Genomic DNA, 12,666 nt, shown 5'->3' on the forward strand with positions numbered 1-12,666 from the left:
TCACTCCTCTGCTTCGCTTCGTTATCTACTCGTTTGTCGTTCTCGCAGTAGGATACTCACCCGTCGGCAGGCTGACAGTGACAGTTGTCCCCTCACCTATACGGCTTTGTATGTGAATGCTACCTTTTGCGACCTGCAAAATTTTTTGCACGATGGAAAGACCGAGACCGCTTCCTGTCGCTTCTCGATTGCGTGACTTGTCTCCTTTATAAAAACGGTCAAATACATGCTCCTGCTCTTCCTCTGACATGCCAATCCCCGTATCCCGAATGGTTACAGCTATTCGTGTATCTTTTTTTATCGCAATGTAAATAGAGCCAGACGTCGGGGTGAATTTGATACTGTTGGAAAGCAGGTTCATCCATACTTGATTGAGCAGCTGCTTGTCACCCACGATAAAGGTCTCCGGTAAAGTCAGCTCCATTGCGAGCTTTTTTTGTTGCCACTGATGCTCCAAAAGTAAGAGGACTTGCCTGATCTGCTCATCCAGACGAAAACGTGTCGGTTCGTACAGACCTTTCTCCTTGTCCAGAGAGGCAAGTGTCAACAGCTGCTTGCTCAAGGAAGACAGCCGCCTGCTCTCCTCTTCGATGATGGTCAAATACATCTCCTGCTGTTCGTGAGTCACACCACCGCTGCGGATGGCTTGAGAAAATCCTTGAATCGATGTCAATGGAGACTGGATTTCATGAGAGACATTGGAGACAAACTCTTGACGCATCTCGTCCAGTTGCTTGATTGACTCCGTCATCCTGGCAAAATGCATGGCCAAATCACCGATTTCGTCCCGGCGAGAGATGTCCAAGTGGATGTCGTACTGGCCTTCTGCCAATTGTTTGGTCGCATGGCTCAGCTTCTCGATCGGCTTCACCAAATAACGAGTAAATATCAAAATCAGAATCAAGCTAAGGACAAACATCGCTGCAAGCAGCAAGGCAAACATAATATGCACCTCGCCAAACTGCTGCTCAATATTTGGCCGTACAAACAGGGCGTATTTTTTCCCTTCTGCTGTAAGCGGCAAGCCAATGCTGTTTTTCACCGTATTCTCAAAAAAACCGGTCACAAACAGGCTGTGCTTTTCTTCTGTGATCCCTCTGTATGTCTCACCCGCCAACACTTTTTGAACGATGGCCGGCTCAATCTGCTGATCACGAAAAGGTGCTCCGAATTGGCTTACTGCGCCATTCTCATCCACGAGATGCAGCTGAAAATTCAAATTGGCGACATGGGTCATGAAGGCGGGCAGGTCGAGCGAAGATTTATGCTCGTATAAATCGATCATCTGCTGTCCGATGCTCGTAATTTTTTGTTCATTATAAGCGCGCAGATTTCGTTGATAATACTCATTTGCCAACAAAAATCCAAGGGTGCCACTGATCAGTACAATTGCGACGAAGGTAAGAACTACCCGGACGTAAAGAGATTTCACGCGCCTCGTACCTCCAGCTTGTAGCCTAAGCCCCGAACGGTCGAAATGACAAAGTCATTCGTTTTCTCCGTAAATTTCTCTCGCAGCCGCTTAATATGCACGTCGATGGTACGACTATCGCTCTCGGTATCGCCGCCCCACACAAGCTCTAACAGTTGATCCCGGGTAAAAATCCGATCAGGAAAACTGGCAAGTTGGGCAAGCAGTTCAAATTCCTTTAACGGTAAATGAATCAACTCTTCTTTCACCTTCACGACATGACTGATCCGATCGATGACGGTATCGTTCATAACAATGATTTGCTTGCTGACCATCTGATAGCGACGCAGCAAGGCCTTGATGCGATACAGCAATTCGGTAGGCTCAAATGGCTTGGTCAAATAATCATCCGTCCCCGCCAAAAAGCCCTTTTCCTTATCCCGCACCTCGCCTTTTGCTGTCAGCATGATGACAGGGAGGTCGTAAAATTCCCGTATCTCTCGGCACAGCTCCCAGCCGTTTTTGCCTGGCATCATCACATCCACGATGGCGAGCTGGACGGATTCCTGTTCCAACAACTGTGAAGCCTCATTTCCATCTACACAAGCCAAGACATGGTACCCCTCTTTTGCTAAATAAAATCGCAATAGCTCACGTACATGTGGATCGTCATCCGCAATCAGTATCGTCAGTTTCATCAAGCTGGCCTCCTTGTTACTCCGCTCTCTGGTTCTCCTGCTTATTATTTTGAATGATACTCACTTGCCTACCATCCTGCAAATCGTCAATGGCTCACATCTGCGCAAGGCAGCGGTACTGGGTTATCTACGCGGATAAATAGTAAAGAAGCAATATGAACAAGAGATGAACGAATACTACTGGCTCTTGAAGGCTCTTACACATCTGATTAAATCTGCGGGAAGCCGACTCTTTTCCCGGAAAAACAACTGTTTGCGCACACAAAAAAGCGGCAGCCACCTGAGCCCGCCGCTCTTGAGTGTTTTTTCGGAGATATTCCAGCTGCTTCAGAGTTAAACTCACCTAGCTTTAATGAACGGAAAGCAGAACGCAATAAACTTATTCAAAATAAAGCGAAGAAAATGATCGAGGAATACAACAAAACCGCAAACTCCCCACAATAATAAAAAAACCGGTTTTCACCAAAGTAATGGTGATGCAACTCATTTCTCTGGCTACACTTCATGCCTACGCCTTTGGATCTTCCCCTGGCTGCCGCCACCTTTCCACCCGTAGATGTGCTACGGTTTGCCTTTGATGGAAAAAACAGCAACCGTTCATAAATCCGGTTGCTGTTGCATCTCTCATTTCGGTTACTCAACATACTATGTACAGCATTGTGCTACTTTCAATTCATCACTTCTTCTTATCCATAAAGACCCATCTTCTTTGATCATATAATCTATTTTATTACTCTTTAAAGCTTCTATCTGTTCTGAGGATGCTCCATCAGAAATTCTATAGTAATCGTTTCCAGTCCCCACATATAAAAATCCAAATACTAGCACCACAACTATTGCTGTTGCAGCCAAAGACACGGTTAATTTATTCTTCATAAATATCACCTTCTTTCAAAAAGGAGAATCAGGAATGATTATTCCTGATTCTCTTTTTTCTTACGTAATAGGGGGAAGATCTTGATCTACATAATCCTCTTCTTTACCTGTAAATCTTTCTAGTGTCCAGGTACTCTCTTTTTTAATGTTCGGTTTATTTATTTTTTTAAGCTTTCCGCTTTTGTATAACTCATCAATCGCAATTTTAACGTCAGAACGACTGCAATATACAACGAGGATAACAAAAATATAAAGAACCTGGCTCCAAGCTCTGATGGTGATTGGGATGATTTCTATGATTATGCTGATGGAGTAGTTACACTTAATCCAAAAGAGCAGGCATTGTATGATCAATCGCCGTCAAAAGGATTTAAAGCTCTTATGGCAGGGAAAGGGGCATGGAATTATAAGAACTAGCTTTCGGTAGAAATGATACTGATGAAGAATCAGATGCTTTTCGACATGCACTATGGAATATGTGGATAGTATGAGCAGTGAATGATAGTTGGGCAGAAAAGTGGACGAGTGCACACGAAGATGGTGCTTCCTATCAAAACAAAAAATCTTTAACATATAAAATGGATATACACAATAATGAAGAAGGACGATACAAAGCAGCACAAGAGGGATAGACAGTGATAGGATCCAGGGGCTTGATTAAAAGCTACAGCAAGTTTATCCAGATGGCCAATCGTCATAGCCCGAGAAGGAGTTCGATTTAAAATATCGCTCAGTACTCCCTGATTAATACCTGTTATCTCGCCAAGTTTAGTCAGTGTGTAACCACGCTCTTTTAGGTGATGCTCAACTTCTGAACGTAACGATCGTTGAACTGTCTTGCCTTGCCCCATATTAAACCTACTCCTCCTTAGCAATAACAAAAGAAACACCAAATCTTCCTGTATTTTACAGAAAGCTCTGGTGTATGTAAATATTTACCTTTCCCCTCTTCCTTAATTTGTAATTAGGCTAACGGATACATTCGACATAGCAAGATCCCTTGACACTCACAGTGTGACTATCGTTCCTACGGCCTGCCTTTGGTCGGGAACTTTGCGGCGCTACCCAGCGCTCCCGCCCCCAGAACCAGGCGATTGGGACTTGAGCTACACTTCGGTTACTCAACAATTATTTACGAAACATCTCTTTAAACCACGCGGCCGAAGCCTCTACTTCCTTCACTGTCAGCTGATGACCATACGAATCCCAATGCACGGTCACGTCAGCACCTGCCTCTGTCAGTAGTCGGTTCAGCTCCTCTGTCTCTTGTGCAGTACAGATCGGATCATTCGTGCCCGCTCCGATAAACACCGGGATGGCTGGCATATCTGGCAAAGCAATCCCTCGGCATGGAACCATTGGATGGTAGAGAATCGCCCCTTTTAACGGATTCGGGTAATGGAACAAGAGACTACCTGCAATATTTGCCCCGTTCGAATAACCGACTGCCACGATATTGTCTCGCTCGATCTGATACGTGACCGCTGCCTGATCCAAAAACTCATGCAGCTCCTGCGTACGATAGACCAAATCCTCTTCGTCAAAAACACCCTCAGCTAAGCGTCGGAAAAATCGTGGCATGCCGTTTTCGAGAACATTCCCACGGACGCTCAGAACAGAAGCGCCTGGATAGATACGATCGGCCAGTGGCAAGAGGTCGTTTTCATCTCCCCCTGTTCCATGAAGCAGCAACAGTGTCGGTGCTTCTACATCGGTTCCTTTTCGAAAAATGTGCTTCATGATTGATCTTCCTCCAACACTCTGACTGTAATCGGTGGCAAGCCTTGCTCAATCTGGGCACGATGCGGCTCATACCACTCAGGGAGCATCAGTTTTTCACCCAATGTGTCAAATGGCTCATCTCGTTCAAAGCCCGGAGGATCGGTCGCAATCTCAAACAAAATTTCGCCCGGCTCGCGGAAGTAGATAGCATTGAAATATTGACGGTCGATAATATCTGTCGGCTGAAGACCGGACTGAGCCGCACGCTGCTGCCACTGCTGATGATCCTGATCGTCTGTAGCACGCCATGCGATATGGTGGATCGTCCCTGCGCCACCTGCTCCTCTTGGCATTGGCTCGGCATTCACGTCAATGATATTGCCCAAATCGCCGTGAGCCTGGAACCGGACAAGTCCGTTTTCTTCGCCGACTCTGGTCAGTCCCATCAGTCTCTCGAGAACGTCCATGGTGTGGGCTGGAGCCATGCTGTACAGGATCGCTCCGCCGAAGCCTTTAATCGCCTTGTCAGCTGGCACTCCGCCAAAGGACCATTTGCTCGCTGGACCGCCTTCACGTTCCACGATCTCCAGCTGTAAGCCATCTCTGTCCGTAAATTGCAGATACATCTCGTTAAAACGCTCCACACGGCGGTACTCGATTCCGAATTTTTTCAGTCGATCCTCCCAGAAGGAAAACGCCCCCATTGGAATCAAGAAAGTGGTATAGCCCACCTGCCCACCGCCTACGCGTCCGCGGCGACCAGTTTCCCACGGGAAAAAGGTGATCGCCGTACCTGGACTGCCGACCTCATTCCCGAAGTACAGGTGATATACATCTGGCGCATCGAAGTTGATCGTTTTTTTCACCATGCGCAATCCGAGAAACCCTGCATAAAAATCAACGTTATTTTGGGCGCTTGTGACAAAAGCCGTGATATGGTGAATCCCTGCTGTTTGTTGTGTCATTTTGAATAGCCTCCTCTACATTATTTACTTGCCTGGAATGTGTTGTAGCTCACGAACTCTCCAACGGGCTTGCGATACCCTCTGACTCGTTGGCTGGATGTATCTTCTTTCCCAATCGTGATCATCAATGCTGGCACAAAGCTGTCCGGAACCTTTGCTATCTCTTGGACGGCTGCTGGATCGAATCCAATCATCGGGCAAGTATCCCAGCCTTTATCCTTCGCAGCGAGCATGAACAGCATTGCGGATAAATTAGCATTGCGGATCGCTTCATCGCGCTTGAACTGCTCTCCACCGGACTCGTGCATCGCTCTGACCGAAGAATTGTTGTGGTCATACTCGCGTTGATCCATGATCCCTAAATGAAGAAGACCTTCATTGATGCGCTCTACACTTTGGTACGCTTCCTTGTCTCCAAACACCAGCACCACTGCTGACGCGGTTTTTACCTTATATTGTCTATATGCCGCTTCATATACACGCTCTTTTGCTTCTGGATCGATGATCACTACATAATGGGCATGCTGCAAATTGAATGCAGATGGAGCGAATTTGACCAGCGACATGATTTCATCGATCTCAGCAGGTGTTATCGTTACGTCAGTTAGAAACTTGTTTGCGGATCTTCTATTTTTTACAAGGGTAGTGAATTCACTCATGGGACTTCCTCCTCGATTTTTTCTATCTCATTCATTTTTTAATATCTTAAATTAAAGATAATAATGTTTAAAAATGCACCTGCTTGGGGAAGTAGGATGACGGTGTTACGAAAATGAATATCTTAAATTTAAGATAATTATAGGACCAAAATTCTCACTTGTCAACAACCTGAGGGCCAGAAAAATGAAATCTCTTCCAGCCCCAGACTCTTATCAGTTGGCGTACCAGTAAAGCGCATAATCGGTCATGACAGAAGGATACCCCATTTGACGCAGCATCGCCGTTATGTTTCCACGATGATACGTTCCGTGGTTGGCCACTTGCATGATTATTTCTGCCAAGCTCGTATCGCGTACTCTCGTGTATGGATTATCAAGGACAATGCGACGCTCCAAATCTTCTTCTTGGCTGAGAAAAGCTCTAAATTGCTCGACCAGCTCTGCATACATCTGCTCTACTTCCTCCAAGCTTTTTCCCGTTAATTCCTTTTCCTTCTGCCATGCCTCATTCAATGCCGTCTGCATGTCCATACCCTGCAATATGAGAAGCCAGCCTTGGTCGACGAAATAAATATGCTCCATCACTTTAGCTAGTGTTGGGAAAACGCTTTGGATTTCCTGCTCGTAAACGCCTTCCGGAAGTTCCTTCAAGCGCTTGATTAACGTCTGATTCGCCCAGGCATTAAAATCGCACATCGTTTTGGCATAGTGTGTCATGATAAAGCCCCCTCTGTGGTTCGTCGGTAGCTCTATCATAGGCCGACTTCCCTGACAAATATGGTCAGTGATGCTTCCTGCTCCAGCCAAAGATTCATTTTTTCTAATGAAAACAGTTGTTCCATGTGGTGGACTCCTGGAGGAAACGCCTCTTCATACAGCGATTTTGCTACGGCAGACGCCATCATTGCGGTCATTTTGGACTGATCGCGCCCGTAAAGCAGACACTCTACTGTCGCCTCGCCATATCCCCGTTTTCCCCGTGCTTCTACCTTGATGGCAAACCGATCATCCCCCATTTTCCAACGCCCAAACGCTTCAATCGTGGCTTTCCGTACTTTTGGTTGATGGAGTAATTGGCAGACTCCAATACTCCTCAGGCCTGCCACCACTCTCGTCATCCCATCCAGATCAAAACAAAGTCGTGTAGAAACTGTGGGGACATCCAAGGTGCGTGCCAATGTTTGCTGATCGGAAAATGGGAAGCGATACGCATGCTTTTTTCCCAGCTCCGGTCCAAAATCAACGAGCTTGCCCTCTAAAGACGAGTCTGTCTTTACCTGCTGAGGAGAATGCGTGGATGGAAGAAGAGATGGGGATATTGATGCTGTCGGATCAGTTCACCTTGCTCGCTGCCAATCCCACAGCGGAAAAATGGCTGTCCCTGCTGCGCCAATGGGAGTCGATTGATCGCGATACCTTGCCTCGACCAGTGCGAGCGGTTTGTTCGCGGGCACTCTCCCAGCTGGCAGAATCGGGTCACACGACAACCATGGCAAAAGTCTGCATTCGCATGCCAGATGGCCCTTACATGACGATCCAGGCAAGCCCCATGAACAGCCAAAGCAGTACGGTCCACTTGGCTGTATTGTTCGGCCCCGCAAAACCCGCTGATATGCTGCCTCTCATCGCCGAAGCGTATGGACTGTCAATACGAGAGAAGCAAATACTCACGACCAGATTGTCCGCGGCGCTTCCACGAAGGAGCTCGCACGCACACTGCACATCTCCGCTTATACGGTTCAGGATCATTTAAAATCCATCTTCGTAAAAACCGGAGTGTCCAGCAGACGAGAGCTGATCTGGCAATTGTTTACCCGATTTGGCGTACAGGCTAATCAATGAAATTGCCCAGCCAAAAGCCCCCTTCTTACAGCTACGCGCTGCTAGAAAGGGGCTTTTAGCTATCATTACGCGATGAACTTCAAACCAACAATACTGATGACAATCCCTGTTATGAATAGAATCCGCTTCCTGTCCCTCGACTCTTTGAAAAACAACATCCCTACCAACACACTTCCTGCTGAGCCAATTCCCGTCCACACAGCATAAGCTGTTCCGACCGGGAGCGTCTGTACAGCAGTCGATAGCAAATAAAAGCTAATACTTGCGAAAATCAAACAGGCAACCATTGGCTTCCATTTGGTAAATCCTTCGGTCAGCTTTAACGAAATCACTCCACCAATTTCTGCGAAACCAGCGATAATCAACATCGCCCATGCCATGCTGTCCACCTCCAAGTTGTTATGCGTTCTCTTCTTCTGGCTTGCTCGATAGCTTCAATCCAATAAGGCACGTGAGTAGCAACAGGATAAAAAAGATTTTCAAGAAAGATACATCCTCACCCAAGAACATAAATCCCACAACGGCCGTTCCCGCTGCACCAATCCCCGTGAAAATCGCATACGCAGTTCCGACCGGAATTCGCTTCATCGCCTGAGCAAAAAAGTAGAAGCTGGTTACGATCAACAGAACCGTGACGACACTCACAACAGGCTTTGTAAACCCGTCCGAAAACTTCAGTCCCAATGCCCAAGCGATTTCGATCATTCCGCCAATAATTAAATAAAACCATGCCATGATGATCACCTCTTCGTTGTTTTCATCTTGTTGTACTTAAGAATGAATGAACGTCAGTCATTTTCCCCCAAATAAAAAAGAATTGGATGTGCTCCAATACTTCTTTACTGGATTCCTAATGCTCTTTTGCAAAAACGAAGGATTTCCGCTTTATATTCATCTGGCGCAGCATTCTTCTGATCACTGCTGTAATAGCGTTCTGATGTATTTTCGATGAGCGTAATAATGATTTTTGCCGTCCATTTTACATCAATCTCACTCAGGATGGCTTTATCGTTGATCGCTTTCACGAGGATGCCTTCCAGCCATTCATAAAAAGGCTTGTAGATCGTTCCCCATGTCTCCAATGAATTATCAAGTGCAAATCCGGAATAACAAAGGATGATGACATCCCTATATTCATCCGTAAAGGAAAAGGTCTCATCAATTAACACTTCGAGAACATTCTCCATATCATTTTTCCCTTGCAGCTTATCATTGATCCGCTGGAATGTGATTGACAGCAGATTATCCGCAATCGCTGGGACCAGTGCCATTTTGGATGGGAAGTACAAGTAAAACGTCCCTTGGGCAATCCCTGCTTTTTTCACGATATCGGATATGGACGTCTTATCCAGCCCTTTTTCCGATATGATCTCGATAGCTGCGTTTAGGATTTTGGAATATTTATCGTCTTTGCCGACAGCCAAGTAGCTTCCCTCCTTTTACCCGAACGATAATAAATGACTGACTGTCATTCATTTTATCCATTCAAGCGGATATTGTCAAATCCAGATGAAAAATCAGCTCCTCGCCATACTCGCCCGCAAATCTCCATCCTTGATCGACTAGCCCCGCCTTTTTATACAGTTGGATCGCTGGCGTATTCGTATGATGAACCGTCAACACGATTTCATTTCGCTCTAGGTAATGCTCTCTCGCGATGTGAGCCAAGCCCTGGAATACTCGCAAAGCGTAGCCCTTCTTTTGATGGCGGGAATCGATCGAGAATGATTTGAAAATAATCGCCTGCTCATTTGGTGTGTAGGGATTGCCTGTGTGTGGTGTGAATAAGGCAAAGCAGCCGATTAGTTGGCCTTGGTCAAAAACCACATAGGGCTGCTGATCGGAATTGCTTTGAGAAGCTTCGATTACGTCGACTGGCATAGTCGTGTAGATCGCTTGTTCTTTCGGCAAATGGTAAGCCTGTATCGAAGTATAGTCACTTTTTTCATACGGTCTGATGACGAACATAACGGTTCCTTTCTCTTCTTTCGGAAAAATGCGAGGCAATCCGGTATGAATCCGTAAACTCCAGACTGCCCCCGCCCCGAAATCGATTCATTTACTCGGCTTTTGATCTCTGCTCCACTATTTTTTGATTCAGCCTTTCAAACGCCAACGCTAGCTCTTCCTTCGGGATCATCGCATACCGATCCCCAACACTCACCTCATACGAGCTAGAAGTTTCGTCTTCTTGTTTCGCATAATGCGTGAAGCCAATCCCTGTCTCATCACAAAGTGAGACCATGATACGCTCGAGCTCTTCTTTCGGCAAATCTGCGTGCACATGAAACATATTGGATACAGGCACGGCTGGTCTCGTAGATATCGCATGGCATTGGTTGTAGAATCCCGCCAGCTCTTTTGCATCCTCGTAATATTGACTGAATTTATGTTTTCTCTGCTCAAAATGGTATTCTGCCGTGACAATATACGGGTACAAACTAATCAGGTCACCGCCATGGCGTCTTTTCCATACCTTCGATTGCTTCGTGAAGTCTTCATCCCCAGCCAGGATCGCTCCGGCAATTCCGCCTATCCCTTTGTAAAAGGAAACGTACACGCTATCGAACAAGGCGCATACCTCATCGGCTGACTTCTGGTAAAATGGCAAAATTTCCAAAAGCCGGGCACCATCCAGATGCAGCCGAATTCCTTTTTCCCGACAATAACGGGAGATCGCCTCCAAATCCTCATACGCGGGCAGCTGTCCGCCAATCTCACGCTGCGGCAATTCCAGCAACAGGCACGCGATATCGTCTTCCATGCCGAGAACATCGTCCAATTCAATCACTCTGTCTTTATCCGCCAGCAAGACAGACTCGATCTGATGCAGCTCCTTGAGCCCATCCTCCTCGTGAATCTCCAAGTGGCAGAGCGGATGATAGGCGACCTTTTTGATTCCCTTCTCATCGCACCAGATGCGTACCGCAATTTGTTGGGCCATCGTACCGCTGGGAAAGAACACGGCAGACTCTTTGCCCAAATATTCGGCCATCTTACGCTGGAAACTCTCGATAAGTTCGCCGGTTCCATACATATCGCCCTCCACATTCCCATCCACCCTGGACAGGACCTGCTGCAATTGATGGAGGTCTCTCTTACTGTGCCCGGCGATTTGATAAGTGGTCTTTTTAAATACTTCCTTCAAGGTTTTCGTATCGCTCATTTTGGCAGGGCTCCTTTTTCTTACTCATCTTCAATCGCTTGATAGGCAGAGGTCCAAAAATCAAGAAAAGCACCCGGTGGTTGTGGTGAATCCATCAGACGCTGCGTCAAGAGAATGCCAATCATTTCTTCCTGTGGATCTGTGTAGGCTGACGTTCCGAAACCACCGCCCCAGCCAAATCGCCCAGGCACCGTCCACAGATCATAACGCCTTATGTTTATGGCCATCCCGAAGCCCCAACTGCTATGCCCACCGAAGAAAACGTGGGAATCTGCCTTCTGTTGCGCTGTCAGATGATCCATCGTCATCAGTTCTATCGATGGACGGGACAAAATCTGCTCACGTCCGTAACGTCCCTTGTTCAGCATCATCTGGCAAAACGCCAAATAATCGTCCACGGTAGAGACAAGCCCTCCTCCACCTGACTGGAAAACTGGCGGCTTACTCCACTGACCCGTTCTCGGATCATCGTAAACCTTTAGTCCTCCATTGGTGTAATCACTGATGTAGCTCGGTGGCAGCCTATCCAGCTTTTCCGACGGCACATGAAATCCGGTATCCTTCATGCCAAGCGGCTCAAAAATACGTTCTTGCAGAAATGCTTCTAAGGATTGTCCGGTTACGCGTGAAATAAGCACTCCCAACACGTCCGATCCTGTATGATACATCCAAGATTCGCCCGGCTGGTAGACCAGGGGCAAGCTTCCGAGCTGTTTCATCCACTCATCTGGTGATTGTGTGGGGAGGTTCGGTCCAGGGACGAATCCCTTTTCTGCCATAGCGCGTTGGATGGGATACATATCCGGAGGAGCTATGACGATGCCAAATCCTAACTGAAAGGTAAGCAAATCGCGCAACGTAATCGGGCGCTTGGCTGGTACAGTGTCATCCAGCGTACTATCGATTCTACGCAACACCTGGCGCTGACTGAGTTCCGGCAGCCATCGATCCACACCCTCATCCAACCGCAGCCGACATTCCTCCACCAAAATCATGGCGGCTACGGCAACAATCGGCTTCGTCATGGAAGCGATGCGAAAAATCGTGTCACGCCGCATCGGTTCACCGCCTTCTAGTGATTGCGTGCCAATCGCATCGACATGCACTTCACCTTTACGATAAACCAGCGAGACCAGTCCTGGCAGTTCTCCGCGCTCGACATAGTCACTCAGCCTGTCATGCATGCGTCCGAGTCTGTCTGGTGAAAATGCTCCCTTGCCCATCCCTTAACCCCGTTGCCAAAAGATTGTAAAAGTCTACACCTCTTTTGTTTGCTTCCTGCTTCTCTGTGTCTGCTTTGGCCGAAGCTACTCGCATTTGATAAGAC

18 protein-coding genes are annotated in these 12,666 nt (G+C 47.1%); 3 read left to right on the forward strand and 15 right to left on the reverse strand.

Annotated elements, in window-relative coordinates; all coding sequences use genetic code 11:
• Positions 1-25: 25 nt before the first annotated feature.
• From ACFYU8_RS30685 to ACFYU8_RS30695, 3 genes are all read right to left on the reverse strand, one after another.
• On the reverse strand, positions 26-1,432 hold the full coding sequence (locus ACFYU8_RS30685; protein ID WP_390306963.1) for a sensor histidine kinase: 1,407 nt from the start codon (positions 1,430-1,432) through the stop codon (positions 26-28).
• Complete coding sequence (locus tag ACFYU8_RS30690) at positions 1,429-2,109, reverse strand: response regulator transcription factor (RefSeq protein WP_390306961.1); 681 nt, start codon at positions 2,107-2,109, stop codon at positions 1,429-1,431. The genes ACFYU8_RS30685 and ACFYU8_RS30690 overlap by 4 nt, the downstream gene beginning before the upstream one ends.
• A gap of 645 nt (positions 2,110-2,754) precedes the next feature.
• The gene (locus ACFYU8_RS30695; protein WP_390306959.1) at positions 2,755-2,985 is read right to left on the reverse strand and encodes a hypothetical protein; all 231 of its coding nucleotides are present in this window, start codon (positions 2,983-2,985) and stop codon (positions 2,755-2,757) included.
• Between the two features lie 494 nt (positions 2,986-3,479).
• Between ACFYU8_RS30695 and ACFYU8_RS30700 the strand changes: the two genes are divergently transcribed.
• Positions 3,480-3,617: a DUF6973 domain-containing protein gene (locus ACFYU8_RS30700; RefSeq protein WP_390306956.1), complete on the forward strand. Its 138-nt coding sequence runs from the start codon at positions 3,480-3,482 to the stop codon at positions 3,615-3,617.
• Here the strand turns inward: ACFYU8_RS30700 and ACFYU8_RS30705 are convergent.
• The 6 genes from ACFYU8_RS30705 to ACFYU8_RS30730 all read right to left on the reverse strand — a co-directional run bounded on the left by ACFYU8_RS30705 (position 3,552) and on the right by ACFYU8_RS30730 (position 7,437).
• Entirely contained in the window at positions 3,552-3,836 is a 285-nt protein-coding gene (locus tag ACFYU8_RS30705; RefSeq protein WP_390306954.1) for a helix-turn-helix domain-containing protein, read from the reverse strand. The two genes, ACFYU8_RS30700 and ACFYU8_RS30705, sit on opposite strands and share 66 nt — an antisense overlap.
• 277 nt (positions 3,837-4,113) lie before the next feature.
• Positions 4,114-4,725, reverse strand: coding sequence for an alpha/beta hydrolase (locus ACFYU8_RS30710; protein ID WP_390306952.1), 612 nt, complete (start codon positions 4,723-4,725; stop codon positions 4,114-4,116).
• Positions 4,722-5,672: a ring-cleaving dioxygenase gene (locus ACFYU8_RS30715; RefSeq protein WP_390306950.1), complete on the reverse strand. Its 951-nt coding sequence runs from the start codon at positions 5,670-5,672 to the stop codon at positions 4,722-4,724. The genes ACFYU8_RS30710 and ACFYU8_RS30715 overlap by 4 nt, the downstream gene beginning before the upstream one ends.
• Positions 5,673-5,692: 20 nt before the next feature.
• Positions 5,693-6,331 carry a nitroreductase family protein gene (locus tag ACFYU8_RS30720; protein ID WP_390306948.1) on the reverse strand — a complete coding sequence of 213 codons (639 nt, stop codon included), beginning with the start codon at positions 6,329-6,331 and terminating at the stop codon, positions 5,693-5,695.
• A gap of 213 nt (positions 6,332-6,544) precedes the next feature.
• Positions 6,545-7,048 carry a DinB family protein gene (locus tag ACFYU8_RS30725; protein ID WP_390306946.1) on the reverse strand — a complete coding sequence of 168 codons (504 nt, stop codon included), beginning with the start codon at positions 7,046-7,048 and terminating at the stop codon, positions 6,545-6,547.
• A gap of 35 nt (positions 7,049-7,083) precedes the next feature.
• Positions 7,084-7,437: a hypothetical protein gene (locus ACFYU8_RS30730; protein ID WP_390306944.1), complete on the reverse strand. Its 354-nt coding sequence runs from the start codon at positions 7,435-7,437 to the stop codon at positions 7,084-7,086.
• Between the two features lie 191 nt (positions 7,438-7,628).
• Here ACFYU8_RS30730 and ACFYU8_RS30735 point away from each other — a divergent pair, with 191 nt between their 5' ends.
• Both ACFYU8_RS30735 and ACFYU8_RS30740 read left to right on the forward strand, forming a co-directional pair.
• Positions 7,629-8,084, forward strand: coding sequence for a nitrogen regulation protein NR(II) (locus ACFYU8_RS30735; protein ID WP_390306942.1), 456 nt, complete (start codon positions 7,629-7,631; stop codon positions 8,082-8,084).
• The gene (locus ACFYU8_RS30740) at positions 8,009-8,173 is read left to right on the forward strand and encodes a response regulator transcription factor (RefSeq protein ID WP_390307009.1); all 165 of its coding nucleotides are present in this window, start codon (positions 8,009-8,011) and stop codon (positions 8,171-8,173) included. The genes ACFYU8_RS30735 and ACFYU8_RS30740 overlap by 76 nt, the downstream gene beginning before the upstream one ends.
• Before the next feature lie 65 nt (positions 8,174-8,238).
• Here ACFYU8_RS30740 and ACFYU8_RS30745 read toward each other — a convergent pair whose 3' ends face one another.
• The 6 genes from ACFYU8_RS30745 to ACFYU8_RS30770 form a co-directional block, all read right to left on the reverse strand.
• Positions 8,239-8,553, reverse strand: coding sequence for a DMT family transporter (locus ACFYU8_RS30745; RefSeq protein WP_390306940.1), 315 nt, complete (start codon positions 8,551-8,553; stop codon positions 8,239-8,241).
• Between the two features lie 19 nt (positions 8,554-8,572).
• Positions 8,573-8,908, reverse strand: coding sequence for a DMT family transporter (locus ACFYU8_RS30750; RefSeq protein WP_390306938.1), 336 nt, complete (start codon positions 8,906-8,908; stop codon positions 8,573-8,575).
• 104 nt (positions 8,909-9,012) lie between these two features.
• Complete coding sequence (locus ACFYU8_RS30755) at positions 9,013-9,597, reverse strand: TetR/AcrR family transcriptional regulator (RefSeq protein WP_390306936.1); 585 nt, start codon at positions 9,595-9,597, stop codon at positions 9,013-9,015.
• Between the two features lie 61 nt (positions 9,598-9,658).
• Positions 9,659-10,141 carry a GNAT family N-acetyltransferase gene (locus ACFYU8_RS30760; RefSeq protein WP_390306934.1) on the reverse strand — a complete coding sequence of 161 codons (483 nt, stop codon included), beginning with the start codon at positions 10,139-10,141 and terminating at the stop codon, positions 9,659-9,661.
• A 91-nt stretch (positions 10,142-10,232) separates the two neighbouring features.
• Positions 10,233-11,339: a threonine aldolase family protein gene (locus tag ACFYU8_RS30765; RefSeq protein ID WP_390306932.1), complete on the reverse strand. Its 1,107-nt coding sequence runs from the start codon at positions 11,337-11,339 to the stop codon at positions 10,233-10,235.
• Positions 11,340-11,359: 20 nt separating this feature from the next.
• Complete coding sequence (locus ACFYU8_RS30770; RefSeq protein WP_390306930.1) at positions 11,360-12,562, reverse strand: serine hydrolase domain-containing protein; 1,203 nt, start codon at positions 12,560-12,562, stop codon at positions 11,360-11,362.
• Positions 12,563-12,666 lie beyond the last annotated feature (104 nt).

This window comes from Brevibacillus sp. NPDC003359, from assembly GCF_042878995.1.
GTDB lineage: Bacteria > Bacillota > Bacilli > Brevibacillales > Brevibacillaceae > Brevibacillus.